This is a genomic window from Actinomadura macrotermitis, from assembly GCF_009604375.1.
GTDB classification, from domain to species: domain Bacteria; phylum Actinomycetota; class Actinomycetes; order Streptosporangiales; family Streptosporangiaceae; genus Spirillospora; species Spirillospora macrotermitis.
Genome location: NZ_WEGH01000004.1, coordinates 709,104 through 734,978, shown reverse-complemented (window position 1 = coordinate 734,978; position 25,875 = coordinate 709,104). Strand labels below are relative to the sequence as shown.

Annotated in this window: 27 protein-coding genes; 17 read left to right on the top strand and 10 right to left on the bottom strand. The window is 73.2% G+C overall.

Going from position 1 to position 25,875, the window contains the following annotated elements:
* Nucleotide 1: 1 nt before the first annotated feature.
* From ACRB68_RS32005 to ACRB68_RS31980, 6 genes are all read right to left on the bottom strand, one after another.
* On the bottom strand, nt 2–340 hold the full coding sequence (locus tag ACRB68_RS32005; protein WP_153539022.1) for a hypothetical protein: 339 nt from the start codon (nt 338–340) through the stop codon (nt 2–4).
* On the bottom strand, nt 337–819 hold the full coding sequence (locus ACRB68_RS32000; protein ID WP_153539020.1) for a hypothetical protein: 483 nt from the start codon (nt 817–819) through the stop codon (nt 337–339). The genes ACRB68_RS32005 and ACRB68_RS32000 overlap by 4 nt, the downstream gene beginning before the upstream one ends.
* A gap of 95 nt (nt 820–914) precedes the next feature.
* Complete coding sequence (locus tag ACRB68_RS31995) at nt 915–1,676, bottom strand: SDR family NAD(P)-dependent oxidoreductase (protein WP_153539019.1); 762 nt, start codon at nt 1,674–1,676, stop codon at nt 915–917.
* A gap of 76 nt (nt 1,677–1,752) precedes the next feature.
* Nucleotides 1,753–2,334, bottom strand: coding sequence for a TetR/AcrR family transcriptional regulator (locus ACRB68_RS31990; protein ID WP_153539017.1), 582 nt, complete (start codon nt 2,332–2,334; stop codon nt 1,753–1,755).
* A 60-nt stretch (nt 2,335–2,394) separates the two neighbouring features.
* Nucleotides 2,395–2,931 (bottom strand): hypothetical protein, encoded by a 537-nt coding sequence (locus ACRB68_RS31985; RefSeq protein WP_153539015.1) that lies wholly within the window; start codon nt 2,929–2,931, stop codon nt 2,395–2,397.
* 128 nt (nt 2,932–3,059) lie between these two features.
* Complete coding sequence (locus ACRB68_RS31980; RefSeq protein WP_207709882.1) at nt 3,060–3,503, bottom strand: hypothetical protein; 444 nt, start codon at nt 3,501–3,503, stop codon at nt 3,060–3,062.
* A gap of 173 nt (nt 3,504–3,676) precedes the next feature.
* Here ACRB68_RS31980 and ACRB68_RS31975 point away from each other — a divergent pair, with 173 nt between their 5' ends.
* From ACRB68_RS31975 to ACRB68_RS31900, 16 genes are all read left to right on the top strand, one after another.
* Nucleotides 3,677–4,942 (top strand): sensor histidine kinase, encoded by a 1,266-nt coding sequence (locus tag ACRB68_RS31975; RefSeq protein ID WP_153539013.1) that lies wholly within the window; start codon nt 3,677–3,679, stop codon nt 4,940–4,942.
* Nucleotides 4,930–5,577, top strand: a complete 648-nt coding sequence (locus tag ACRB68_RS31970; protein WP_328595043.1) for a response regulator transcription factor — start codon at nt 4,930–4,932, stop codon at nt 5,575–5,577. Before ACRB68_RS31975 ends, ACRB68_RS31970 begins: the two co-directional genes overlap by 13 nt.
* A complete protein-coding gene (locus ACRB68_RS31965) occupies nt 5,574–6,395 on the top strand; it encodes a DUF4097 family beta strand repeat-containing protein (protein WP_153539011.1) in 822 nt (273 codons plus the stop codon). Before ACRB68_RS31970 ends, ACRB68_RS31965 begins: the two co-directional genes overlap by 4 nt.
* A 342-nt stretch (nt 6,396–6,737) precedes the next feature.
* Nucleotides 6,738–7,745 carry a methionine ABC transporter ATP-binding protein gene (locus tag ACRB68_RS31960; protein WP_328595042.1) on the top strand — a complete coding sequence of 336 codons (1,008 nt, stop codon included), beginning with the start codon at nt 6,738–6,740 and terminating at the stop codon, nt 7,743–7,745.
* On the top strand, nt 7,742–8,401 hold the full coding sequence (locus tag ACRB68_RS31955; protein WP_153539009.1) for a methionine ABC transporter permease: 660 nt from the start codon (nt 7,742–7,744) through the stop codon (nt 8,399–8,401). The genes ACRB68_RS31960 and ACRB68_RS31955 overlap by 4 nt, the downstream gene beginning before the upstream one ends.
* 22 nt (nt 8,402–8,423) lie before the next feature.
* Entirely contained in the window at nt 8,424–9,245 is an 822-nt protein-coding gene (locus tag ACRB68_RS31950) for a MetQ/NlpA family ABC transporter substrate-binding protein (RefSeq protein WP_328595041.1), read from the top strand.
* Nucleotides 9,246–9,440: 195 nt separating this feature from the next.
* A complete protein-coding gene (locus ACRB68_RS31945; RefSeq protein ID WP_235960638.1) occupies nt 9,441–10,055 on the top strand; it encodes a Uma2 family endonuclease in 615 nt (204 codons plus the stop codon).
* Nucleotides 10,056–10,147: 92 nt separating this feature from the next.
* Nucleotides 10,148–11,077, top strand: coding sequence for an STM4015 family protein (locus ACRB68_RS31940; protein ID WP_153539005.1), 930 nt, complete (start codon nt 10,148–10,150; stop codon nt 11,075–11,077).
* Nucleotides 11,074–12,027 carry an STM4015 family protein gene (locus ACRB68_RS31935; RefSeq protein ID WP_328595040.1) on the top strand — a complete coding sequence of 318 codons (954 nt, stop codon included), beginning with the start codon at nt 11,074–11,076 and terminating at the stop codon, nt 12,025–12,027. Before ACRB68_RS31940 ends, ACRB68_RS31935 begins: the two co-directional genes overlap by 4 nt.
* The gene (locus ACRB68_RS31930; protein WP_153539003.1) at nt 12,024–12,935 is read left to right on the top strand and encodes an STM4015 family protein; all 912 of its coding nucleotides are present in this window, start codon (nt 12,024–12,026) and stop codon (nt 12,933–12,935) included. Before ACRB68_RS31935 ends, ACRB68_RS31930 begins: the two co-directional genes overlap by 4 nt.
* Complete coding sequence (locus tag ACRB68_RS31925; protein ID WP_194293530.1) at nt 12,932–13,879, top strand: STM4015 family protein; 948 nt, start codon at nt 12,932–12,934, stop codon at nt 13,877–13,879. Before ACRB68_RS31930 ends, ACRB68_RS31925 begins: the two co-directional genes overlap by 4 nt.
* On the top strand, nt 13,876–14,916 hold the full coding sequence (locus ACRB68_RS31920) for an STM4014 family protein (protein ID WP_153539001.1): 1,041 nt from the start codon (nt 13,876–13,878) through the stop codon (nt 14,914–14,916). Before ACRB68_RS31925 ends, ACRB68_RS31920 begins: the two co-directional genes overlap by 4 nt.
* Nucleotides 14,904–15,704 carry an STM4013/SEN3800 family hydrolase gene (locus ACRB68_RS31915; RefSeq protein WP_153538999.1) on the top strand — a complete coding sequence of 267 codons (801 nt, stop codon included), beginning with the start codon at nt 14,904–14,906 and terminating at the stop codon, nt 15,702–15,704. Before ACRB68_RS31920 ends, ACRB68_RS31915 begins: the two co-directional genes overlap by 13 nt.
* Complete coding sequence (locus ACRB68_RS31910; protein ID WP_153538997.1) at nt 15,701–16,957, top strand: STM4012 family radical SAM protein; 1,257 nt, start codon at nt 15,701–15,703, stop codon at nt 16,955–16,957. Before ACRB68_RS31915 ends, ACRB68_RS31910 begins: the two co-directional genes overlap by 4 nt.
* On the top strand, nt 16,957–17,802 hold the full coding sequence (locus tag ACRB68_RS31905; protein WP_153538995.1) for an STM4011 family radical SAM protein: 846 nt from the start codon (nt 16,957–16,959) through the stop codon (nt 17,800–17,802). The genes ACRB68_RS31910 and ACRB68_RS31905 overlap by 1 nt, the downstream gene beginning before the upstream one ends.
* Before the next feature lie 174 nt (nt 17,803–17,976).
* A complete protein-coding gene (locus ACRB68_RS31900; RefSeq protein WP_153538993.1) occupies nt 17,977–19,323 on the top strand; it encodes an LCP family protein in 1,347 nt (448 codons plus the stop codon).
* A gap of 48 nt (nt 19,324–19,371) precedes the next feature.
* Here ACRB68_RS31900 and ACRB68_RS31895 read toward each other — a convergent pair whose 3' ends face one another.
* The 3 genes from ACRB68_RS31895 to ACRB68_RS31885 are packed head-to-tail and all read right to left on the bottom strand — an operon-like array spanning nt 19,372 to nt 22,106.
* Nucleotides 19,372–20,370, bottom strand: coding sequence for a DUF6745 domain-containing protein (locus tag ACRB68_RS31895; protein ID WP_153538991.1), 999 nt, complete (start codon nt 20,368–20,370; stop codon nt 19,372–19,374).
* Nucleotides 20,370–20,696, bottom strand: coding sequence for a hypothetical protein (locus ACRB68_RS31890; protein WP_153538989.1), 327 nt, complete (start codon nt 20,694–20,696; stop codon nt 20,370–20,372). Before ACRB68_RS31890 ends, ACRB68_RS31895 begins: the two co-directional genes overlap by 1 nt.
* Nucleotides 20,697–20,729: 33 nt before the next feature.
* Complete coding sequence (locus ACRB68_RS31885; protein WP_235960434.1) at nt 20,730–22,106, bottom strand: threonine/serine exporter family protein; 1,377 nt, start codon at nt 22,104–22,106, stop codon at nt 20,730–20,732.
* Nucleotides 22,107–22,252: 146 nt separating this feature from the next.
* Here ACRB68_RS31885 and ACRB68_RS31880 point away from each other — a divergent pair, with 146 nt between their 5' ends.
* A complete protein-coding gene (locus ACRB68_RS31880; RefSeq protein WP_328595039.1) occupies nt 22,253–24,391 on the top strand; it encodes a RecQ family ATP-dependent DNA helicase in 2,139 nt (712 codons plus the stop codon).
* Nucleotides 24,392–24,780: 389 nt separating this feature from the next.
* Here the strand turns inward: ACRB68_RS31880 and ACRB68_RS31875 are convergent, their stop codons facing one another.
* Nucleotides 24,781–25,707: a carbohydrate kinase family protein gene (locus ACRB68_RS31875; RefSeq protein ID WP_153538987.1), complete on the bottom strand. Its 927-nt coding sequence runs from the start codon at nt 25,705–25,707 to the stop codon at nt 24,781–24,783.
* Nucleotides 25,708–25,875 lie beyond the last annotated feature (168 nt).

Below are 25,875 nucleotides of genomic sequence, written 5' to 3'. Positions count from 1 at the left end.
CCTAGAGCGGCTTGTCGGCGCCGCCGCGGGTGCGCGCGAGGTCGGCGCGGGCCACCGCCAGGTCGGCGCTGGCGGTGGACACCTGCCGGCTGAGCAGCTCGATCTGCTGGACCAGCGACGCGCGGTCCTGCTTCAGCCCGGAGATCTCCTCCTTGGCGTCCAGCAGCTCGCGGCGCAGCATGGTGACGAGCTGGTCGGCGGTGTCCACCGCGACCGACTCGGTCTGCCGGTCCAGTTGCCGCAGCTCGCTGCGGCGGCGCATCACCGCCACCAGCGCCTGCACGATGGTGCCGCCCGCCGCGACCTGCGCGACCGACACCACGATGTCGGCGCTGCTCATGAGCGCTCACCGCCGCGCGGCTCGGGCACCCGCCGCACCGGCACCGGCTCGGGCGCCGGCTCCGGGGGCGGCCCGGGCTCCTCGCGGCGCATCCGGCGGGCGCGCGCGGTGATGGCCCGCCCCTTGATCACGCAGCCGACGGTGAGCGCCCCCGACATCACCCCGGCGGCCAGGCCGTGCGTGCGCAGGCCGGTCAGCACCGTCAGGCAGTAGAACGCGTAGCCGCCGGTCACCAGGTACAGGCCGGGCAGCTCCAGCAGGAACCGCTGGGCGTACAGGCCGTACAGCTTCATGGCCCCGCCGGCCGCGAACATGGCGCCCCACAGGTGGGCGATCACGTTCGCGTGCCCGGCCAGGCTGTTGGTCATCCCCTGGCTGACCCGGTCGCCGACGACCATTCCCAGCCCGCCGAGCAGGATCGCCGTCACCGCGACCATGGTGCCGAACGGGTTGCCGGAGAGCCGGGTTCGCCACCCCACGCGGCCACCTCCTCCCGTCGTCCGCATGTCCTGGACGGCAAAGTAACACGTGGGGTTATGGTCAGTGACGCAAAGTAATCAAATCGCGTCCAGGATCATGCGGTGGCGCCGCCGTCGATCACCATGTCGTGGCCGACGAGGTAGCCCGCCTCGGCCGAGGCCAGCCACAGCGCGGCGGCGGCGACCTCCCCGGTGCCGCCGACCCGGCCCGCCGGGGTGACCGCGCCGATGCGGGCGTCGCGTTCCGCCCGGGTCTCGCCCGGCCGGAGGCTCATGGTGGTGTCGGTCGCGCCGGGGCTGATCGCGTTGATGCGGACGCCGTCGCCGATGGCCTCCAGGGCCGCGGTCCGGGTGAGCGCGCTGACGCCCGCCTTGGACGCGGCGTAGGCGCCGAGGCCGGGCCGGCGGTCGTGCGCGCCGATGTTGGACGCGACGTTGACGATGGCGCCCCCGCCGTGCGCGCGCATGTGCGCGATCTCGTGCTTCATCGAGAGGAACACCCCGGTCAGGTTGGTCGCGATGACCGCGGCCCAGGCGTCCTCGGCAAGGTCGGCGACGGGCGCGACCTCGCCGAGGACGCCGGCGTTGTTGAACGCCACGTGCAGGCCGCCATGGCGCCGCACCGTCGTGGCCACCATGCCGGCGGCGTCCGCGGCGTCGGACACGTCGGCGACGACGTGGTCCGCCGCCCCGCCGGCGGCCTCGATCTCCTTGACGGCGGCGACGAGGCGCGCCTCGTCGCGCCCGGCGATGACGACGGTGGCGCCCTCCCGGGCGAAGGCGAGCGCGGTGGCCCGCCCGATCCCGGCGGACCCACCGGTGACGAGAACGACCTTGCCGGTGAAGCGAGCGGACATGAGGGGACTCCTATTCGAGAATGATCGATCTAATATCAGGGCCGAAAAAGGCCCGCGCCCACCAGGACGCGGGAGGTCAGCCGAGCAGGGCGAGGGCCTGCGCCGCGGCGTCGCGCAGGCGGCCGGGGTCGGCCGGCGCGCGGCCGAGCACCCGCATCCCCTGGAACAGCACCAGCAGGAAGCGCGCGAGCGCGCGCGGGTCCTTGTCCGCGGCCAGCTCGCCCTGTGCCTTGGCGCGGGTGAGCGCCGAGGCCAGCGCCGTCTCCAGCACGGTCCAGCTCGCCTCGACCCGGCGCGCCGCCGCGCCGTCGGCGGCGGCCAGCTCGACGGCGCTGTTGACCACCATGCAGCCGCGCCGCCGCTCGTCGTCCGCCGACTCGGCGGCGTAGCGCTCGACCAGCGCCCGCACCGCCGGAAGCACCGGCCCCGGCCGCGACAGCGCCTCCATGATCGCGGGATCGGTGAGCTGCGTGTAGCGGTCGAGCGCCTTCAGGTACAGGTCGTGCTTGCCGCCGAAGGTGGCGTAGATGCTCGCCCGCGCGATGCCCAGGTGCGCCACGAGGTCGGCCATGGAGGTCGCGGCGTAGCCCCGCGCCCAGAACAGCTCCAGGGCGCGCTGCAGGGCCGCGTCGGGATCGAACTCCTTGGTCCGTGCCATGGCAAGATCATAAGCCGATCTAGAACGATCGGTCAAATATCCCCGCTCGCCGCCTCCGGGCTAGCTCAAGTCGATCTTGTCCAGTACCGCGCCCTCGGCGTCCAGGGCCTCGATGACCGGGCCGCGCCGCGCCCCCCACACCACCGCGGCGTGGCCGTGCTCGGGGACGTCCAGCAGCCGCTTGCCGACCCGCAGCCGGACGACCTCGGCCGCGGCGCGCAGCCGCGCCTGGCTGACGTACTTGGCGCCCCAGGGCAGCAGCCGGTCGCCGTTGCGCACGGTCCGGCCGCCGCCGTAGCGCCGCAGGTGCCGGCCGAGCTCGGCGGCCGGGCGGCGGGTCAGCGGGTCGGCGGGGGCGGAGCCGCCCCCGCCGCCGAGCGCCATCCACTCGCCGTTGCGGCGGTGGAAGGTGTAGCCCTCGACGGACATCTCGTCGGGGAGGCCGCCGTCCTCGGCGACCAGCAGGGTGACGACCGCGATGTCGCCGTCCACGTCAAGGGCGAGCGGGAACGCGCCGGACATGTCCTCGCCGGCGGCGGCGGGCAGCCCGTCCCGCAGGAACCGCAGGCATGCCTCGGTCGCCTTTTCCTCGTTCATATAAGGGACCTCGTGATCGAGCGCTGGTGGAGGGCTCACCAGGAAGGGCCTGGAGGGCGCATTCACTGTAAAGGTCAGGGATAGGAGCTTTAAACATGTTCGGCGTGGTCATTTCGGGTGGATTTCGATCAGGTGGACGCGGGGTGGACGGAGCCGGGGGCGAAGGCCCGCGCGGCCAGCACGGCGCAGGCCGCCGCGAGCGGTAGTTCGGCGCCCGCGGCCAGCGCCAGGGCGAGGGCCCGCTCGCCGCCCGCCGGGGACATCAGCACGTCGAACCAGGCGTCCATGACCAGCAGCGCGGCGGTCGCGGCGGCGGTCAGACCGTGCCGCGCGTCGCGCCGGGCGAACAACAAGCCGGTGCCCGCCAGCCCGGCGGCCAGCATCAGGTCCAGGCCGATCCAGGCGGCGGACCAGTTCGACACCTGGGTGCTGGACGGCAGTTGCGCGGCCAGCGTGAACACCCACGGCACCATGGACGCACCCGCCGCGGTCAGGCCCCAGCCGATCCAGCGCCGCCCGCTCCGGGCCGGGCGGACCCGGTAGGTGTGACCGGGGCTCACGATGGTGACCATGGGGGGACCTCCTCGCCGTCGAACGCCCGGTGTTCCGGGCCTGCTCCGAGCCTGGCCGGGCGGGCCGCGACTTTCAGTAACGCCGCTATCCGAGTGGGGGTGGCACTAGGTGCACCCCGCGCCCTGTAGCCCGGTGGATGGCAGCCGCTCATCTGGGGCAATACGGTTCATCCATGGCATCCAGCTCCCCTCTCGGCCGGGCCCTGGCCCACGCTCCGTGGTCACCGGCCGCTTGGCGCGACACCGCGTTCATCGGCTCGGGGGTGCCGCTGCAGCTGGCCGGCTGGGCGATCGTCTGCGCGCCGTGGGCGCTGTGGGTGCCGGTCGACGCGACCCCCATCGCGATCTTCCTGCTGGCGCCGCTGTTCGCGGTGCTGCTGCTCGTCCGCCCGGCGACCCGCGCGCACCGCGAGCGGCTGTGGGCCATGCTCGGGGCCGACCTCGCCGAGCTGCCCGAGCGGCCCGGCGGCCCGGTCCTCGGCCCGCTGCGCGCGCTGCGCTCGGAGGACCTGTGGCGCGAGGTGCGCTACCACATGCTCACCGGCCCGCTGCTGGCGCTCGGCGCGATCGCGGCGCTGCTCTGCTGGCTCGGCGGGCTCGCGCTGGTCTCCCTGAACGCCTACGCGTGGGCGCTGCCCGCCTCCAGCGCGCTCAGCCTCACCTGGCACGCCGTCCGCCTCGGCGTGCTGACCGCGCTCGGCGTCGTGCTGCTGCTGGCCGCGCCGTGGGTGGCGGCCGCCGTCCGGCGGCTGGACGTCCGCTCGGCCGGGCGGCTGCTCGCGCCCGACCGCGAGGCGGAGCTGGCACGCCGGGTCGAGGACCTGGCCGAGAAGCGCGCCGAGGTGGTGGACGCCGCCGACCTGGAGCGCCGCCGCATCGAGCGCGACCTGCACGACGGCGCCCAGCAGCGGCTGGTCTCGCTCGCGCTGAACCTCGGCCTGGCCCGCGAGACGCTGACCGGCGTCCCGGACGAGGCCATGCAGGTGATCATCGAGGCGCACGAGGAGGCCAAGGAGGCGCTCACCGAGCTGCGCGACCTGATCCGCGGCCTGCACCCGGCGGTGCTGGAGGACCGCGGCCTGGACGCCGCGCTGTCGGGCATCGCCGCCCGCGTCCCGGTGCAGGTCAGGCTGTCGGTGCGGGTGCCCGAGCGGGCGTCGTCCACGGTCGAGGCGGTCGCCTACTTCGTGGTGTCGGAGGCGCTCACCAACGTCGTCAAGCACGCCCGCGCCTCGGTGGTGGACGTGGCGGTGGTGCGGCGCGGCGCCACCCTGCACCTGACGATCGCCGACGACGGCGTGGGCGGCGCCGACCCCGCCGGCGGCACCGGCCTGACGGGGCTGGCGCGGCGGGTCCGCTCGGTCGACGGTACGTTCCGGATCACCAGCCCCGCCGGGGGCCCGACCACCCTCACCGTGGAGTTGCCGTGCGCATTGTGATCGCCGAGGACTCGGTCCTGCTGCGAGCCGGGCTGATCAAGCTGCTGGAGACCTCCGGCTTCGAGGTCGCCGCGGCGGTCGGCGAGGCCGACGGGCTGCTGGCCGCCGTCGCCGCGCACGAGCCGGACGCCGCCATCGTGGACGTGCGGATGCCGCCCGGCTACACCGACGAGGGCGTGCGCGCCGCGCTGGTGATCCGCCAGCAGTGGCCGCGGGTGTCGGTGCTGCTGCTGTCGCAGTACGTCGAGGAGCGCTACGCCGCCGACCTGCTGTCGGCCCACACCAGCGGCATCGGATACCTGCTGAAGGACCGGGTCGCCGACGTGTCGGCGTTCCTGGAGGCGCTCCGCCGGGTCGCGGCCGGCGGTACCGCGCTCGACCCCGAGGTGGTGTCACAGCTGCTGCTCCGCCGGCACAGCGACCCGCTGGAACGGCTCACCCCGCGCGAGCGCGAGGTGCTCGCGCTGATGGCGGAGGGACGCTCCAACGCCGGCATCGCGGGCGCGCTCGTCGTGAGCGAGAGCGCGGTCGCCAAGCACATCAACAGCATCTTCGCCAAGCTCGACCTGCCGCATGCCGAGGGCGACCACCGCAGGGTGCTCGCGGTGCTGCGCTTCCTGGACGGGGAGACATGACCGACATCGCCGAGCACGCCGACCCCGCTGCCATGGGCCGGCCCCGCCGCAAGGGCCCCTGGACCGCGCTGGCGGCCCTGACGGCGCTGGTGATCGCCGTGCCGCTGATGCTGGAGTTCACCGGGACGGCGCTGCAGCGGACGGCCAAGGCCGTCGTTCCCATCGACCGGCCGGTCTCGGAGGTGCGGGTGGACGTCGGCGCCGCCGGGCTGCGCGTGGGGGAGGGCGGCCGGCCGCGGCTGCGGCAGCGGCTGAGCTGGACGTTCATCCGGCCCTCGGTCCGCACGTTCTGGTCGGGCACGGTGCTGTGGATCAAGGTGTCGTGCGACGGGCCGTCCCGGTTCCCGGCGGCCCTCGGCTGCGGCGCCGACCTGGACCTGACGGTCCCGCCGGGCGCCAAGGTCACCGCCACCTCCACCTCCGGGGGCGTGATGGCGGCCGGCCTGAGCGGCGCGCTGGAGATGCACACCAACAGCGGCAGCCTGAACACGCTGGGCAACCGGGGACCGATCGTCTTCAAGGGCGGCTCGGGCGAGGTGCACGCCGAGGGGCTCGCCTCGCCCGAGGTGGACGCCCAGGTCGGCTCGGGCACGGTGGACCTGGCCTTCACGGCGCGGCCCCGGCTGGTGCGGGCCCGGACGGGCTCGGGCCCGGTGACCATCGCGGTGCCGGACGCCACCCGCTACCGGCTGCGGGCCGCCGTCAGCAGCGGCGACCGGGAGGTCGATCCGGCCCTGAACGACCCGGCGGCGCCCGGTGAGATCGACGTGCACACCGGCTCCGGCTCGCTGAGCGTGCGGTATACCGGCAGGTCATGACACTGCGCCGATTTGACGACATTTGCCATCTGCGGGTTAACTGATGACCATGACCAGCGTACGCCCGTGCCCCTCGTGCCGCCCGCAGACCGTGCGGGTGCCGGGCCGCGTGCGCTGTCGTCGAATGTGTGACCGCTGAGGGCCCCCGCAGCTGAGCCTCGCGCCCCGAAGCGAGCGACCTGTCGTTAGAACGAGCCGCGCACACATGTACTTCCAGCGTCACCTTCTCGGCCACGCGCCCTACCCGCCCGGCCTCTCCTAGGCCGTACCCGGCCGCTCCGCGTCCTGCTCCACCACCTCGTGCCGCCCGACCGGCGGCGATATCGGCACGGATGATTCCCTGTGATTCAGATAGACAAACTTCGGAAGGTCTACCGCTCCCGCGGGCGCGCCGTGACCGCCGTCGACGACGTCGACCTCACCGTCGGCGAGGGCGAGATCTTCGGCGTCCTCGGCCGCAGCGGGGCCGGCAAGAGCACCCTGCTGCGCTGCGTCAACCTGCTGGAACGCCCCGACTCGGGGCGGATCGAGGTGGACGGGCAGGACCTGCTCGCGCTGTCCGGCGGCGAGCTGCGCCGGGCCCGGCAGCGGATCGGGATGATCCACCAGCACTTCGGGCTGCTGTCCAGCCGCACCGTCGCCGGCAACGTGGCGTTCCCGCTGGAGGTCATGGGGGTGCCGCGCGGCGAGCGCGCCGCCCGCGTCGCCGAGCTGCTGGACCTGGTCGGGCTCACCGACCACGCCCGCGCCTACCCGGCGCAGATCTCCGGCGGGCAGAAGCAGCGCGTCGGCATCGCCCGCGCCCTCGCCGGCCGGCCGAAGGTGCTGCTGTCGGACGAGGCGACCTCCGCGCTCGACCCCGAGACGACGGCCTCCATCCTGGAGCTGCTGCGCGACCTGAACCGGCGGCTCGGCCTCACCGTGCTGCTGATCACCCACGAGATGGACGTGGTCAAGCGCATCTGCGACGGCGCCGCGATCATGCGCGACGGCCGCTTCGTGGAGTCGGGGCCCGTCCGCGACCTGCTGCTGCGGCCCGGCTCCGAGCTCGCCCGCGACCTGTTCCCGCTGCCGGCGCCCGACCCGCGGCCCGGCACCACCGTGGCGGACGTGACGTTCGAGGGCGACAGCGCCGACCGGCCGTTCGTGTCGTCGCTCGCCCGCACCTACGCCATCGACGTCAACATCCTCGGCGGCGCCGTCGAGGAGGTCGGCGGCACCCGCGTCGGCCGGCTGCGCGTCGAGCTGCCCGGCGACCCCGAGACGAACGCGGCCCAGCTGGCGCACCTGCGCGACGCCGGCCTGACCGTCGAGGTGCACGGCCGCAGCGAAGTGGAGGCGGCCCGATGACCTGGGACGAGATCTGGCCCCTGCTGCAGAAGGCGACCGGCGAGACGCTGCTGATGACCGGCGTGTCCTCGGCCCTCGCCGGGGTGTTCGGGCTGCTGGTCGGGGTGCTGCTGGTGCTCACCGACCGCGGCGGCCTCACCCCGCTGCGCCCCCTGAACAAGGTGCTCGGCGTGATCGTCAACGTCGGCCGCTCGCTGCCGTTCCTGATCCTGATGATCGCGCTGATCCCGTTCACCAAGCTGGTGACCGGCGGCACCTCCTACGGCAACACCGCCATGATCGTGCCGCTCACCATCGGCGCGATCCCCTTCTACGCCCGCCTGGTCGAGGCCGCGCTGCGCGAGGTCGACCCCGGCGTCCTCGCCGCGGCCCGCGCGATGGGCGCCTCCCGGCGCGAGCTCGTCGTCAAGGTGCTGCTGCGCGAGGCCCGGCCCGGCCTGGTGTCGGGCCTCACCGTCACCGTCATCGCGCTCGTCGGCTACACCGCGATGGCGGGCACGGTCGGCGGCGGCGGCCTCGGCTACCTGGCCATCAGCTACGGCTACGAACGCTTCGAGACCAAGGTCATGATCGCCACCGTGGTGGTGCTCATCGTCCTCGTCCAACTGATCCAGATGCTCGGTGACCTGGTCACCCGGCGCCTCACCCACAAGTAACACGCCCAGAAAGGCACTCTTCGTGCTCCGTAAGATCACCATCGCGCTGGCCTCCGTCGGACTGCTCGCCGGCCTCACCGCCTGCGGCTCCTCCGACGCCTCCGACAAGTCCGACGGCCCGCTGAAGGTCGCGGTCAACCCCGTTCCGCACGGGGAGATCCTCAAGTACGTCAAGGACAACCTGGCCGCCAAGGCGGGGCTGAAGCTGGAGATCGTCGAGTTCGACGACTACGTCCAGCCCAACACCGCCCTGGTCGAGAACCAGGTCCAGGCGAACTACTTCCAGCACGTGCCGTTCATGCAGGAGTTCGAGAAGGCCAAGGGCAAGAAGCTGACCTTCGTCGCGCCGGTCCACCTGGAGCCGCTGGGCGTGTACTCCAAGAAGCTGAAGGACCTGAAGGCGGTGCCGCAGGGCGCCACCGTCGCGATCTCCAACGACCCGGCCAACCAGGGCCGCGGCCTGAAGCTGCTCGCCGACAACGGCCTGATCACCCTCAAGCCGGGCGCGCCGACCTCGGCCACCGAGAAGGACATCGCCGCCAACCCCAAGGGCCTGAAGTTCAAGGCCCTGAAGCCGGCCCAGCTGCCCCGCTCCCTGGACGAGGTCGACCTGTCGGTCATCAACGGCAACTACGCCCTGAAGACCGGCCTCACCCCGGCCAAGGACGCCCTCGCGCTGGAGAAGGCCGAGGGCAACCCCTACGCCAACGGCCTGGTCACCCTGCCGGGCAAGAAGGACGACCCGCGCGTCCAGAAGCTCGTCAAGCTCCTGCAGGGCCCCGAGGTGAAGAAGTTCATCCAGGACAAGTACCAGGGCTCGGTCCTGCCCTCCGCTTCCTCCTGATTCGACCTCAAGAAGGCTTCCGGGGCGGTGCGGCCGCCCCGGAAGCCTTCTGTTTCCTCTGGATTCCTCTCGGAGGGAATCCAGAGGAAGCGATCGGAAGCGATCGGAAGACTGCGGTTGGTAGCCTCCGAAGTACTAGGTAAGTACGTGCACCGTGGAGCATCTCGCCTGGAGGCCAGCATGACGGCAGAGCCCATGCCGGAGCCGCATGCGTTCGAGCGGTCCATGCCCGAAGGACGCTCAGGTGTGCCTTCATGGCTCATACCTCCAGAGGGCGGGTTCACCGCAGAGGATCTCGATCGCCTTCCGCAGTTGCCCGCTCACACCGAGCTCATTGATGGCACGCTCGTCTTCGTGAGTCCCCAGGCCAGTTTCCACACGGTGGTGATGGACGTTCTTGTGAACGGGCTGCGTCGCTCAGCACCGGAGACGCTGCGAGTGCGGCGGGAGATGACGGTCACGCTCGCTAAAAGGCAGCGCCCTGAACCGGACATCCTGCTCCTAAGAGCGGAAGCGGTCACTACCCCCGCGCAGACCAACTTCCAGCCGGAAGATGTGGTCCTGGCGGTCGAGGTCGTCTCGCCGGATTCGGAGGAGCGGGACCGCGAGCGCAAGCCGCAGCTCTACGCCAAGGCTGGTATCCGACATTTCTGGCGGGTCGAGAACGTCGACGGCCGTCCCATGGTCTGCGTCTACGAGCTCGACCCGGCCACCGGCCAGTACGGGCTGGTGGGCATCCACCATGACCGGCTGAAGCTGACCGTGCCGTTCGACATCGACATCGACCTCACGGAGATCGACCGCCTCTGACGTTTCGCTCGTGTTGGGGCAAGCGGTCCCGGGTTGTCGGCCGCTCCTGATAGGACAGGGGCCGACCGATGATCCGAAAGGACCCCCTTCCGATGACTGTGAACGCGCACCTCGAGGAGTACGCCGGGCTGCCGGTGGCGATCTTCGACTGCGAGACCGAGGACGGCGCCGAGCTGCCGTCCGCCGCCGGGCACGCCTGGCGGGTGCTGACCATGTTCGACGAGGCGCCGTTCGACGAGGTCTTCGCCCGGTTCCTGGAGGCCGTCGACACCGAGCAGATCACCGCGCTGCTCATCGGCTACTGGGGCGCGTCCTACGACCAGGAGACCGGCGACCCGGTCGCGCTGCTGACCGCCGCGGCGGACCGGTTCCCGAACCTGCGGTCGCTGTTCCTCGGTGACATCGTCATGGAGGAGTCGGAGGTCTCCTGGATCGAGCACACCGACATCACCCCGCTGTTCGCGGCGTTCCCCGGGCTGGAGCGGTTCGACGTGCGCGGCTCGCAGGACATGCGGCTCGACCCGGTGAAGAGCGGGCGGCTGAAGACGCTGCGGTTCGAGAGCGGCGGCCTGCCCGGCGAGATCGTCCGGGCGGTGGCCGCGAGCGACCTGCCGAACCTGGAGCACCTGGACCTGTGGCTCGGCACCGAGAACTACGGCGGCGACGCCACCGTCGCCGACCTCGCGCCGTTCCTCAGCGGTGAGCGGCTGCCCACGCTGCGCCATCTCGGGCTGGAGAACAGCGAACTGCAGGACGAGATCGCGGCGGCGGTGGCGGGCGCGCCGGTCGTGGCGCGGCTGGAGTCGCTCAGCCTGGCCATGGGCGTGCTGACCGACGCCGGCGCCGAGGCGCTGCTGTCGGGGCAGCCCCTCACCCACCTGCGCCGCCTCGACCTGCACCACCACTTCCTGACCGACGCGATGATGGAGCGGGTCCGCGCCGCGCTGCCGGGCGTCGAGGTCGACCTGGACGACCAGAACAAGGCGGACGGAGACTGGCGCTTCATCGAGGTGTCGGAGTGACCGTAGGCGGTCACCTCACGGAGTTCGCGGGCCTGCCGGTCTTCGACTTCGGTCCCGAGACCGGCCCGGACCTGCCGCCGGACGCCGCCGCGGTGGCCTGGCGGATCCGGGCCGGGTTCGACGAGCCCTGGTGGGAGGAGGTCTTCGGCCGCTTCCTGGAGCACGTCGGCGCCGAGCGGGTGACGGCCCTGATCGCCGGCCACTGGGGCGACCTGGACGAGCCCGACGCCGTCTACCCGGTGGAGGCGCTCGTCCAGGCCCGCGACCGGTTCCCGGACCTGCGGGCGTTGTTCGTCGGGGACGTCGCGACGGAGGAGTCGGAGGTCTCCTGGCTCCAGCACCGCGACCTCACCCCGGTCGTCGGCGCGTTCCCGCTGCTGGAGCGCCTGGAGGTGCGGGGCAGCGTGGGCCTGCGCCTCGAACCGGTGGCGAGCACCGCGCTGCGGCGGCTGCGCTTCGAGACGGGTGGCCTGCCGCGCGGGGTCGTCCAGGCAGTGGCCGCGAGCGATCTGCCGAACCTGGAGCATCTGGACCTGTGGCTGGGCGTCGCGGAGTACGGCGGCGACGCCACCGTCGCCGATCTCGCGCCGTTCCTCGGCGGCGAGCGCTTTCCGGCGCTGCGCCACCTCGGGCTGGAGAACAGCCCCATGCAGGACGAGATCGCGGCGGCGGTGGCGGGTGCGCCGGTCGTAGCGCGGCTGGAGTCGCTCAGCCTGGCGCTGGGCGTGCTGTCCGACCGGGGCGCCGAGGCGCTGCTGTCCGGGCAGCCGCTCACTCATCTGCGCAGGCTGGACGTGCACCACCACGTCATGACCGAGGAGGCGGTGGCGCGGCTGCGCGCCGCGCTGCCGGGCGTGGAGGTGGACGCCGGGGCGCCGCAGCTCGAGTACGCCCACGTCAGGAACTCCTGGGAGGAAGATCCCTGGGCTTTCGTGGCGGTGTCGGAATGAGCGTCGGGCACCACCTCACGGAGTTCGCCGACTTGCCGGTCTTCGACTTCGACACCGAGACCGACACCGAGTCCCTGCCGGACGCCGCCGCCGTCGCCTGGCGCGTGCGCTCCCACTACGTCGACCCGTCGTGGGAGGACGTCTTCGAAGACTTCCTGGACTGTGTCGACACCGAACGGGTGACCGCGCTGATCCTCGGCTTCTGGAGCGGCACCTGCCCTGCCGGGCTGCTGGTCGAGGCCGCTGACCGGTTCCCCGCGCTGCGGGCGGTGTTCGCCGGGGACATCACCGGCGAGGAGTTCGAGATCTCCTGGATCAACCAGGGCGACCTCACTCCGCTCGTCGCCGCCTTTCCACGGCTGGAGGTGCTGGAGGCGCGCGGCGGTTCCGGGCTCGAATTCGAACCGGTCGCCGGTAGCGTGCTGCGGCGGCTGCGGTTCGAGACGGGCGGCCTGCCCGGCGAGGTCGTCCGGGCGGTGGCCGCGAGCGACCTGCCGAACCTGGAGCACCTGGACCTGTGGCTCGGCGACGAGGACTACGGCTGCACCACCGAACTGGCCGACTTCGCGCCGTTCCTGGCCGGCGACCGGTTCCCGGCGCTGCGCCATCTCGGGCTGGAGAACAGCGAGTTCCAGGACGAGATCGCGACGGCGGTGGCGGGTGCCCCGGTCGTGGCACGGTTGGAGTCGCTCAGCCTGGCCATGGGCGTGCTGTCTGACCGCGGCGCCGAGGCGCTGCTGTCCGGGCAGCCCCTCACCCACCTGCGCCGCCTCGATCTGCACCACCACTTCCTGACCGACACGATGGCGGAACGGCTGCGCGCCGCGCTGCCCGCCACCGAGGTCGACCTCTCCGACCCGCAGTACGGCGGGGAAGAGCGCGGGTTCTATGTGATGGTGACCGAATGACAGACGGGGAGCATCTGACGGTGTTCGCGGACCTGCCCGTCGCCGACTTCGGCCCTGGGACGCTTGCGGACGATCTACCCGACGCCGCCGAGGTGGCCTGGCGGATCAGAACCGAACTGGGTGGTCCTGGCTGGGCCGAGGTCTTCGAGCGTTTCCTGGAGCGCGTCGACACCGCACGGGTGTCCGCGCTGGTCCTCGGTTACTGGGCCTGTCCGATCGACGGGAGCCACCCGGTGGACCTGCTTCTGCAGGCCCGTGAGCGGTTCCCCTCGCTGCGGGCCCTGTTCATCGGCGATGTGAGCTACGAAGAAGACACGATCTCGTGGATCGAACACACTGACCTCACCCTCCTCCTCCAGGAGCTCTCGCAACTGGAAACGTTGGAGATCCGGGGCACGCGCGGCCTGTGGTTCGAGCCGCTCGCCAGCGGGCTCCTGCGGCGACTGCGGATCGAGTCCAGCGGCCTGCCCGGCGAGCTGGTCGACGTGGTCGCGGCGAGTGACCTGCCGAACCTGGAGCACCTGGACCTGTGGCTCGGCGCCGCGTTCTCCGGCGGCGACGCCACCGTGTCCGACCTCGCGCCGATACTCAGCGGTGAGCGGTTCCCGGCACTGCGGCACCTCGGGCTGGAGAACAGCGAGTTCCAGGACGAGATCGCAGCGGCCGTGGCGAATGCGCCGGTCGTGGCGCGGCTGGAGTCGCTCAGCCTGGCCATGGGCGTGTTGACCGACACCGGTGCCGAGGCGCTGCTGTCCGGTCAGCCACCGGCGCATCTGCGCCGGCTCGACCTGCACCACCACTTCCTCACCGATGCGATGGTCGAGCGGCTGCGCACCGCGTTGCCCGGCGTCGAAACGGATGTGGACGATGGGCGGCTCGTGATGGTCTCTCCCGCTGACGAATGGCAGGACAACCTCGGCGCCTATGTGATGGTGCCCGAATGAGGTTCACCGTCGTCGGCGCGCCGGGGGACCGGCGGGTGGGGCTGTTCGCCGCCGCCTGCCGGTCCGCCGGCCTCGCCGAGCCCCGCGTGATCGGCTGGGCCGGCGTGCTGCGCGGCGCCGAGGTGGCCGTCGCGCCCGGCTCGGTGCTGCGGATCGACTCGCCCGGTGAGGACCGCGAGGCCGACGAGCTGCTGCGCGGTCCCGGCGACCCCGCGCGGGTCGGCGGCGGCGCCGCCTGGTACGCCGCGTTCACCGGCGCGCTCCGGCGGCTGCCGCGGGTGCGGTCCACACACGACGTGGACGACATCGCCGTCATGTTCGACAAGCGCCGCTGCCACGCCCGGCTGGAGGCCGCCGGGGTACCCGTCCCGCCCGCGTTGCCACAGGTGGGGGGTTATGACGAGCTGCGGAAGCGGATGGCGGAGACGGGGGAGCGGCGGGTGTTCGTCAAGCCCGCGCACGGCTCGTCGGCGTCCGGTGTCGTCGCGCTGCAGACGGCGCCCGGCCGGATCAAGGCGGTGACCTCGGCGGCGCGCGGCCCGGACGGCTTCCACAACTCGCTGCGGGTGCGCTCCTACGAGACCGAGCGGGAGGTCGCCGAGCTGATCGACGCGCTCGCCCCCGACGGCCTGCACGTGGAGCGGTGGCTGCCGAAGGCCTCGCCGGGCGGCCGGGCGCTGGACCTGCGCGTCGTGGTGGTCAAGGGCGAGCCGACCCACGCCGTGGTGCGGACGAGCGCCTCACCGATGACGAACCTGCACCTCGGCGGCACCCGCGGCGACCTCGCCGCCGTCCGCGGCGCCCTCGGCGAGGACGGCTGGCACCGCGCCCTGGACGTGTGCGCGCGGGCGGCCGCGTGCTTCCCCGGCAGCCTGATGGTCGGCGTCGACCTGCTGATCGGCGTCGGCTGGCGGCGGTTCGCGGTCGGCGAGGTCAACGCGTTCGGCGACCTGCTGCCCGGCCTCACCGGCTTCCCCGGCGGACCCGCCGAGGGGATCGACACCTACACCGCACAGGTCAGAGCATGCATGACATGAACGAGATCATCGGCAGCCACGACGTGCTGCTGGTGACCCTGGACACCCTGCGCCACGACGTCGCCGAGGAGCTGGCGGCGTCCGGCCGGACCCCGAACCTGGCCGCGCTGCTGCCCGGCGGCCGCTGGGAGAGGCGGCACACGCCCGGCAGCTTCACCTACGCCGCGCACGCCGCGATCCTGGCCGGTTTCCTGCCGACGCCGGCCGAGCCGGGCCCGCACCCGCGGCTGTTCGCGGCGGCGTTCCCCGGCAGCGAGACGACCGCCGAAGGCACCTGGACGTTCGACGCCGCCGACCTGCCCACCGGCCTCGCGGACGCCGGCTACCACACCGCCTGCGTCGGCGGCGTCGGCTTCTTCAACAACCGGACGGCGCTCGGCTCGGCGCTGCCGTCGCTGTTCGCCGAGAGCCACTGGGAACCGGAGTTCGGGGTGACCGACCCGGCGTCGCTGCCGAACCAGATCGACCGCGTCGCCGAGATCGTCGCCCGGCTGCCGGAAGACAGGCGGCTGTTCCTGCTGCTCAACGTCGCCGCGCTGCACCAGCCCAACTGGTTCCACCTGGAGGGCGCCACCCGCGAGCACGGCGACACCCGCGCCAGCCACGCCGCCGCGCTCGAGCACGTCGACGCCCACATCGGGCGGCTGTTCGCGCTGATGCGCCGCCCCTGCTTCGTCATCGTCTGTTCCGACCACGGCACCGCCTACGGCGAGGACGGCCACACCGGCCACCGCATCGGCCACGAGGTCGTCTGGACCGTTCCATACGGGGAGTTCCTGCTGCCATGACCAGCCCCTACCAGGGATACGTCTACGCCTATCCGCACAAGACCGCCTACCGGCCGCTGGACCCCGAGCCGAAGCTGGAGGAGGTCTGGGCCGGCGAGGCCAAGGACGCCCTCTTCCTCTACCTGCACATCCCGTTCTGCGAGATGCGCTGCGGCTTCTGCAACCTGTTCACCCGCACCGGCGCGCCCGAGGAGCTGACCGGCGCCTACCTGGACGCGCTGGAGCGGCAGGCCGCCGCCGTCCGCGGCGCGCTCGGCGACGCGACGTTCGCCACCGCCGCGTTCGGCGGCGGCACCCCGACCTACCTCACCGCCGCCGAGCTGGCGCGGCTCTGCGACATCGCGGGCGTCGGCGCGATCCCGCTCGGCGTGGAGACCTCCCCGGCGACCGCGACCGCCGACCGGCTCGCGGTGCTGGCCGAGCGCGGCACCACCCGGATCTCCATCGGCGTGCAGAGCTTCGTCGACGCCGAGGCCCGCGCGGCCATCCGGCCGCAGAAGCGCGCCGAGGTGGAGGCGGCGCTGGAGCGCATCCGCGCGGCGGCGATCCCCGTGCTGAACATCGACCTGATCTACGGCATCGACGGGCAGACCCCCGAGAGCTGGCTGTACTCGCTGAACGCCGCGCTCGCCTGGAAGCCCGAGGAGCTCTACCTCTACCCGCTGTACAAGCGGCCGCTGACCGGCCTGGCCCGCCGCGACGACTGGGACGACCACCGCCTGGAGCTGTACCGCATCGGCCGCGACCACCTGCTCGCCGAGGGCTACGAGCAGGTCTCCATGCGCATGTTCCGGCTGCCGGGCGACGCCACCGGCACCGAGTACTGCTGCCAGACCGACGGCATGGTCGGCCTCGGCTGCGGCGCCCGCTCCTACACCGCCGACCTGCACTACTCGTTCGAGTACGCGGTCGGCGCGAGCCAGGTCCGCGCGATCATCGACGACTACGTCCGGGCCGGCGACTTCGCCACCGCCCGCGTCGGGTTCCGGCTGGACGACGACGAGCGGCGCCGCCGCCACCTCCTGCAGTCGCTGCTGCAGGCCGCCGGCCTGGACCGGGCCGGCTACCGGGCCCGGTTCGGCACCGACGCCGCCGACGACTTCGACCTCGCGCCCTTCCGCGAGCACGGCTGGCTGGAAGAGGGCGATCACCTCCGCCTCACCCCCGAGGGCCTCGCCTACTCCGACGCGATCGGCCCGGCGCTGTTCTCCCCGCGCGTACAGTCCCTCATGGACGCCTACGAGGCCCGCTGATGGAGCACCTGACGATCCTGTACCGGGGGCCGCTCGCCAGCTGCGACTACGACTGCCCCTACTGCCCGTTCGCCAAGCGCCGCGACACCCCCGAGCAGCTGCGCGCCGACCGGGCGGCGCTGGAGCGGTTCGAAGGCTGGGTCGCCGCGCAGGAGCACCCGGTCTCGGTGCTGTTCACGCCGTGGGGGGAGGGGCTCGTCCGGTCCTGGTACCGGCGCGCGCTCGTCCGGCTGAGCCACCTGCCGCATGTCGAGCGCGTCGCGATCCAGACGAACCTGAGCCACCGCACCGCCTGGACGGCCGAGGCGGACCTGGCCACCCTCGCGCTCTGGACGACCTACCATCCCGGTCAGGTCTCCCACGAGAGGTTCCTCGAAAAGTGCCGTGACCTGCACGAACGCGGGGTCCGGTTCAGTGTCGGGGTGGTCGGGCAGCCCGAGCACCTGGACGCCGCGCGCCGCCTGCGGGCCGACCTGCCCGCAGGCGTCTACCTGTGGGTCAACGCCGCCGAGGGCCGCTCCTACACCGACGCCGAGGCCGCGCCCTGGGCCGAGCTCGACCCGCTGTTCTCCTACAGCCGCCGTCCGCACGCGAGCGCCGGCCTGCCCTGCCGGACGGGGGAGAGCGTCGTGTCGGTGGACGGCGACGGGACGGTGCGGCGCTGCCACTTCGTCCCGGCGGTCCTCGGCAACCTCTACGACGGTTCGTTCCGCGCCGCACTGAAGCCCCGCGCCTGCCCGCTGGCGGCCTGCGACTGCCACATCGGCTACGTCCATCTGGAGCCGCTCGGCCTCTACGACGTCTTCCGGGGCGGGGTGCTGGAACGGATCCCGGTCCTGGCGTGAACCCGCCGGGTGGCATGTGGCGATACATAGCCGACATGCCACCCGGAAAGAGGCGTTCCGCATGGACATCCTGAAGTTACTGCGCGACCTCGGCCGCGCCCTGGAGGCCCGGTCGCCGGCCGCGCTCGCCCGCCAGCGCGAGCGGCTGGCCAGGCACATCGGCGGAAGCCGCTGATGCGCCCGAAAGGACCGCTCGCCTGGCTCGCCATCGCGGTCGCCGCGCTGCTGGTGACCGGCAGCCTGTCGGCGTACGGGTACTACTGGAACCTGCAGAGCAGCATCGGGCACGAGGACTCCGACCGGCTCCTCGGCAAGGACCGGCCGAAGAAGCTGAACGGCGCGCTCAACATCCTCATGCTCGGCTCCGACAGCCGCAAGGGCGCGAACGCCAAGTACGGGCGGGGCTACCGCAACAAGGTCCCGGCGTCCGACACGATGATCGTCCTGCACCTGTCGCCGGGCGGCCGGCAGGCGATGGGGATCACCTTCCCGCGCGACCTGATGGCGCCGATCCCCTCCTGCACCCGCGAGGACGGCACGAGGTCGGCCTCCTCGACGCTGGCGATGCTGAACGAGGCGATCGGCCGGGCCGGGCCGTCGTGCACGATGAAGACGATCGAGAAGCTGTCGGGCATCCACCTCGACCATTTCGTCCAGCTCGACTTCGTCGGGTTCAAGGGCATCACCAAGGCCGTCGGCGGTGTGTGGGTCTGCCTGCCCAACGACGTGAACGACCGCAAGTCCGGCCTGCACATGTCCCAGGGCCGGCACCGGGTGCAGGGCGAGGACGCGCTCGCCTACGTGCGCAGCCGCACGGGGTTCGGCGACGGCAGCGACACCCAGCGCATCAAGCGCCAGCAGCGGTTCCTCGGCTCACTGGCCAACCAGGCGATGAGCGGCGGCGTGCTCGCCAACCCCGCCCGGCTGAACGCGCTGCTGAGCGCCTCGGCCAAATCGCTGACCACCGACAGGGCGCTGTCGGTGGGGGACATGCTCAAGATCGCGCAGAGCATGCGCGGGCTCACCGCCGGCAAGCTGCGCTTCGTCACCGTCCCGAGCCGGCCCTGGTCGCGCGACGCCAACCGGGTGGAGCTGACCGAGGCCGCCGCGCCGTTCTTCGAGGCCGTCCGCGAGGACCGGACCGTCCCGGCGCCCGCGCCGAAGCCGACGGTGCCGCCGGGCAAGGTGCGCGTCTACAACGCCACCGCGGCGGCCGGGCAGGCCCGCACCACCGCCGCGGCCCTGAAGTCGCGCGGCTACACGGTGGTGAAGGTCGGCACCCTGACCCGTCCCGCGCCGACCCAGATCCGCTACGGCAGCGGCGCCCGGCAGCAGGCCGAGGAGCTCGCCAAGCTGGTCCCGGGCGCCGCGGTCAAACCGCGCAAGGGCGGCGCGCCCGACGTCGTGGACCTCGTCATCGGGGCGGGCTTCCCGCAGCTGAAGGACGCCTCGGGCGGCATCCCGCATCTGCAGGGCGAGACCCGGGCCAGCGACGACATCTGCGACAAGGGCCAGGCGTGAACCCGGTCCCCTGGCGGCTCGGGGGCCGCCAGGGGGCCGCCGGTCCCGTCAGGTCTCGCGCTGCGGGTGGTAGTCGGCCTCACTGACGCCGAACGTCCACGCCACGCCCGCGCGGGCGGTGGCGGTGCCGGGCGGGACCCGCAGATAGTAGGTGCGGGACGTGCCGTCGGGCTCGGGGGTGGAGTTGACGACCTCGACCATGACGATCGGCTCGTCGCCCGCCAGGTCGATCCGCCACAGCACGCCCGTCTCGTCGCGGTGCAGCGGCTGCGCGCCGGTCTCGGCGAGGTAGCGGTCGTAGCCGAAGATCTCCAGCATGACCCGGCGCAGCTCGGCGTTCTCCTCGGCGCCGATCCGGGCCGGGGTGAGGCCCTCCAGCGAGGAGACGAAGCCGGCCGGGATCGGCATGCCGCGCCAGGAGTGCAGCGCGAACCCGTCGGGGTAGGCGAGGGCGGGGCCGTCGCCGCGGTGCAGCCGGCCGGGCTCGTCGCGGTGCAGCTCGGCCGGCCGCTCGCAGACGATCACCGCGCGCTCGCGGGGCCACCACCAGCCCGCCGCGCGGGCGGCCTCGGCGAGGCCCGCCAGCGGCTCCAGCCGGCCGAGCTCGTCGAACAGCGCCAGCCAGGGCGCGTCGTGCTGGCCGAGGACGGCGTCGAGCGTCGCCGCGCGCAGCTCCTCGTCGCCGAGGCCCTGGCGGATGCGCGCGACGAGGGAGCTCGTCTGCTCCCACAGCGGCGCGCCCGTGCGGGCCCAGGCGGCCGCCCACCCGGACGGGCCGAGCTCGGCGGCGGCAGCGGCGCGGGCCCGCTCCCACGGGCGGGTGCGGACGGCGTCGCGGACGCTGCCGCCCGCGTCGGTGAGGGCCGCGGCGGCGCGGGCGCCCTCGGCGGGGGAGGAGACCCAGACGAAGCGCCCGGGAGCGGGCAGCCCGGCGGCGGCGTAGGCGGCGGTGATGCCGGCCTCGGCGCGGGGACGGTCGGCCGGACCGGTGGCGAACGCGGTCTCCTGCCAGGCCAGCAGCAGGCTCGCGTGGTCGAGGGCGTCCATCAGTCGGCCACCACCCGGACGGCGCCCGGCACGTACTCGCGCTGCCGGACCACCCGGTACCAGCCCTTCGGCAGGGAGATCGCCGCGTGCTCCTCGTGCACGAGCCGGCCGCCGTCGGGCAGATGCAGGTGGTCGGGGGTGAGCGGGTCCGGCGACCGCAGCAGCGTGCCGGGGGCGGCGAGGGCGTGCGCGTGGCCGGTCGCCTCGCCGAGCGCCAGCACCATCCGGCCCCGGCCGTCGCGGGGCGCGGGCGGCAGGTCGCGCACGGTCGGCGGAACGGCCTCCTCCGCGAGGGGCACGATGAGGATGTCTCCCTGTCGGTACATGCCACGGACGCTAGACCGCGGCACCGACAGTTCTCAGAAGCCCCTGGTCCGGCGGGCCGCGGGCCGCGCCCAGCGGCCCGACGCGCTCAGCCCGACGCGCTGGAACGCCCGCACGAGCTCCCCGCCGAGGTTCACCCCGGCACCGAGCGCGAGCGCCACCGACAGCGCCGCGACCAGGCTGAGCGCCCCCTCGGTCACGCCGTCGGGGGTGTTCAGCTCCACCATCCCGCGATAAAGGAGCGTTCCAGGAAGCAGCGGCGAGATGGCCGGGACGATGTAGGGAAGGGTGGGCGCGTTCCGCCTCCGCGCGAAGGAACTGCCGATCAGGCCGATGAACACCGCCGACAGCGCCGAGGCGAGCACCGGCACGATCCCCGCGTTCAGCAGCAGCGCGTACACCACCCAGATCAGCGCGCCGCCCGCCGCCGCCGGGACCAGCACGGCGCGCGGCACCGCGAGGCAGACCGCGAACGTCACCGACACCCCGGCCGCCGCGAGCACCGGGAGCGGGGCGAGCAGCGTGGGCGCGCTCGGCAGGTCGCCGACGTTCACGTCCACGCCGAGCTTGACCGCCGTGTACACGACCGCGCCGAGCCCGGCCACGATCGCGGCGATGATGAAGAAGACCTCCAGCAGCCGCGCGCCCGCGCTGACCAGATCGCCGGTGATGCCGTCCTGGATGCTGGCCACCAGCGGGCGGCCCGGCAGCAGCGCCAGGATCGCGCCGGTCACGATGGTGGACGCCCGGCCCGGATTGCCCATCGCGACCACCACCACCGCCGCCGTCGCACCGATCCCGGCGGCGACCGCCAGCTGGAAGAACTCGGCGATGCCGCGCCGCGCGAGGGCGGCGGCGGTGCGGTCGCCGAGCAGCGTCGCCACGAACGCGGTGGCCGCGACGATCGGCCCGCCGCCGCCGAGCACACCCGCGAACGCCGCGATCAGCCCGAGCGACACCACCATCAGCCACGGCGGGTAGGGGGCGCGGCCCCGCTTGATCTCCTGCAGCCGGACGAGGGCGTCGTCCAGGTCCAGCATCCCGATGGACGCCTGCTGCACGAGCGCGTGCAGCTCGGTCAGCCGCCAGTAGGCGGGGGTGCGCCGCCGGATCGCGCGCGTCCCGGTGACCGGCGGCGCGCCGTTGCCCGGATGCGCCGACACCAGCAGGCTGGTGAAGGTGACCTGCACCTCGCAGCGCGGCAGCTCGTAGGCGACGGCGAGGCTCAGCATGGCCTCGTTGACGCGCTCGGTGGACTCGCCGGAGGCCAGGAGCAGCTCGCCGACCCGCAGCACCAGGTCGATCGCGCGCGGGTCGAAGCACTCGCCGGGCTCGTCCTCGGGAGGTTCGGGGACGGTGCCGTCCATCAGGGCCAGCCAGCTCCGCCGCAACCGTTCCGCCGCCTGCCCCATGCCCGGACGTGTCCTCCGCTCCACTCGATTCGATCTTGCCCGAGGCTACCCGCGCCCGGCCGGTCCCCGGCCCGCCGGCGGAGTGGGGTTTTCCACAGGAGCCGATTTCGGCGCGGGGTGTCGGCGGCGCCTGATAGCAAGTACGGGTGAGCACTTCGGAGGACACGCTGCGAGACGAGGCCGAACGCTGCCTGAGGGCGCTGGCCGGTGAGCACGCCCGGCTGCGCGAGGACCAGTGGACGGCGATCCGCGCCCTGGTCGTCGACCGCCGCCGCGCCCTGGTCGTGCAGCGCACCGGCTGGGGCAAGTCGGCCGTCTACTTCGTGGCGACCCGGCTGCTGCGCGAACGCGGCGCCGGTCCCACGGTCATCGTGTCGCCGCTGCTCGCGCTGATGCGCAACCAGATCGACTCGGCCGAGCGGGCCGGCATCCACGCCCGCACCATCAACTCCGCCAACACCGAGGACTGGCAGCAGATCTTCGCCGAGGTCGAGGGCGGCGCCGTCGACGTCCTGCTGGTCAGCCCCGAACGGCTGAACAACCCCGACTTCCGCGACCTGGTGCTGCCCAAGCTCGCCGCCGGCGCGGGCCTGGTCGTGGTCGACGAGGCGCACTGCATCTCCGACTGGGGCCACGACTTCCGGCCCGACTACCGGCGGCTGCGCACCCTGCTCGCCGACCTGCCGCCGGGCATCCCGGTGCTCGCCACCACCGCCACCGCCAACGCCCGCGTCACCGAGGACGTCGCCGAGCAGCTCACCGACGACCGCGCGGTCCAAGGCGCGGGGGAGGCTTCGCCAGGGGGCGCTCTTGTCCTCCGCGGCGCGCTGGAGCGCGACTCCCTGCACCTGTCGGTGGTGTCGCTGCCGTCGGCCGAGCAGCGCGTCGCCTGGATCGGCGAGCACCTGGACGGCCTGCCGGGCTCGGGCATCATCTACACCCTGACCGTCGCCGCCGCCCACGAGCTGACCGGCTACCTGCGCGAACGCGGCTACGAGGTGGCCGCCTACTCCGGCCAGACCGACCCCGCCGAGCGCCTGCAGGCCGAACGCGACCTGCAGGACAACAAGCTGAAGGCGCTCGTCGCCACCAGCGCCCTCGGCATGGGCTTCGACAAGCCCGACCTCGGCTTCATCGTGCACGTGGGCGCGCCGCAGTCGCCCGTCGCCTACTACCAGCAGATCGGCCGCGCGGGCCGCGGCGTCGACCGCGCCGAGGTGATCCTGCTGCCCGGCCGCGAGGACCGCGACATCTGGGCGTACTTCGCGAGCCTGGCGTTCCCGCCCGAGCAGATCGTCCGCACCACCCTGGCGGTGCTGGAGGAGGCGGGCCGCCCCCTGTCCACCGGCGCGCTGGAACCGCGCGTCGACCTGAACCGGGCGCGGCTGGAGATGATGCTGAAGGTGCTGGACGTCGACGGCGCCGTCCGCCGCGTCAAGGGCGGCTGGACCGCCACCGGCGAGCCGTGGTCCTACGACCGCGAGCGCTACGCCCGCGTCGCCGCCGAGCGGGGCCGCGAGCAGCAGGCGATGCTCGACTACATCGCCACCACCGGCTGCCGCGAGGAGTTCCTGCGTCGCCAGCTCGACGACCCGGCCGCCGCGCCCTGCGGCCGCTGCGACAACTGCACCGGCGTGCACCGGTCCGGCGAGGTCAGCGCCGAAGGCGCCGCGCAGGCCCGCGACCGGTTGCACCGCCCCGGCGTGGACGTCGCGCCGCGCCGCATGTGGCCGACCGGCGTCAAGGACGACCCCGGCGTGTCCGGCCGCATCCCGCCGGACGCGCAGGCCGAGACGGGCCGGGCCCTCGGCCGCCTCACCGACATCGGCTGGGGCAACCGGCTGCGCGCCCTGCTCGCCGAGGGCGCGCCCGACGCCGAGATCACCGACGAGATGTTCGGCGCCGTGGTGAAGGTCCTCACCGCCTGGGACTGGGCCGAGCGCCCCGCCGGCGTCGTCGCGGTCGGCTCGCGGACCCGCCCGCTGCTGGTCGGCTCGCTGGCTCGGCGCCTCGCCCGGATCGGCCGGCTGCCCTACCTCGGCGAGCTCGTCCCGCTCGGCGAGCCGGTGCCGCGCCGCCACAACAGCGCGCAGCGCCTGCGCTCGGTCTGGCACGGCCTGACGCTGCCCGATGACGTCGCGGCCGCCGCCCGCGACGCGGGCGGCCCGATCCTGCTGGTCGACGACCGCATCGAGTCGGGCTGGACGGTGACCGTCGCCGCCCGGCTGCTCCGCGAGGCGGGCGCCCCCGCCGTCCTCCCCCTGGTCCTGGCCGTCCCCAGCTGATCACGAGGCCACCCGCCCGGCCCGGGCACGGCCCGCCCCGGCTGGGGTCCTCCGGTGCCGGGGCGTTCCGGAGGTCGTCCCGCCTGGTCTTTTGACCGGGCGGTTCCCGGCCGGGCTGCGCCGGTGGACGACTTCCGTCGGTCCTGGGCGGGGTGTCCAGGGCTTTCGCCATTGATGGCGAGGTACTTCCGGGCCGAGTGCAGCCCGTCTCGCCTGGTCTGCCGACGGGGCGGTTCCTCAGCCGGAGGCTGCGCCGCTGGATGTCCTCGGCCGGACTTGGGCTGGGGCTCATCGCCGTGGCGCATCCGGCAGGTGTTCGCGGACGGATGCGCCCTCGTGGCCGACCGGGATGGGGGCCGGTCGGCCACGAGGGCGCGCGGATCGATCGATCAGTTCTTGATGGGGTTGTCCAGGACGTCCAGGGACGGGCGGGCGCCCAGGTGCTGCAGGGCCTGCGCGGCGAGGCGGCAGCCGGCGGCGAGGGCCTCGGCGGGCGGCTTGCCGTCCAGCCACGGCGGCAGGAAGCCCGCGACGAACGCGTCGCCCGCGCCGGTGCCGTCCACGATCTTCTCGACCGGCTCGGCGGCGACCGTGACCGGCTCGGGCCGGCCGTTGGTGTACCACAGGGCGCCGTCCGCGCCGGTCTTGATGACCACCTGCGGGTACCAGGCGGTGAGCACCTTGGCGGCCTGGTCGGGCTGCTCGCGCCCGGTCAGCACCTCGGCCTCGCCGGTGTTCAGCACCAGCAGCCGGGCCCCTTGGGTCCACTCCAGGAACGGCTCGGCGCCCATCCGCTTCAGCGGCGACGACGAGCCGCCGTCCACCGAGATCGACATCTGCGCCTTGCGGGCCAGCTCCAGGGCGTGGATGGCCGCCTTGCGGGACCCTTCGTTGATCAGGGAGTAGCCCGACAGGTGCAGGTGGACGCCCTGGTTGAACAGGTCCTTGCAGCGTTCGACGTCCTCGACCAGCAGCGCCGCGTTGGCGCCGGGGTCCGACAGCATGGTGCGGTCGCCCTTGTGGGTCACCAGCACCACGCAGGTGCCGGTCGGCCGTTCGGAGTCCATCACCAGGCGGGCGTCGACGCCGTAGCCCATCAGCTCCATGTCGCGGTTGCGCCCCGCGATGTCGGAGCCGCGGCGGCCGACGAACGCGACGTCGACGTCGTTGAGGGCGAGCCAGGAGGCGACGTTCGCCCCTGAACCACCCCCGTGGGAGGACACGGCGGCTGGGGTGTCGCTGCCCTTGGCGAGGGGGAACGCGGCACGTGCCACGGTGTCGGTCATCAAGTCGCCAACCACGACCACGCGCGTCATGGGAGTCATCACCTCGATCAACACGGCCCGCGTGAGCGGCATACTGGGCGTAAGGTCGACCGTAACAGCTCTTGACCCCGGATTAGGTCTCGAACGCGCAGCGAACCCGGGAACAGGGTGTTTTTCCTGGGTGCGGGACGCGCCCCGGCGTGCCTTACCCTCGGGTGG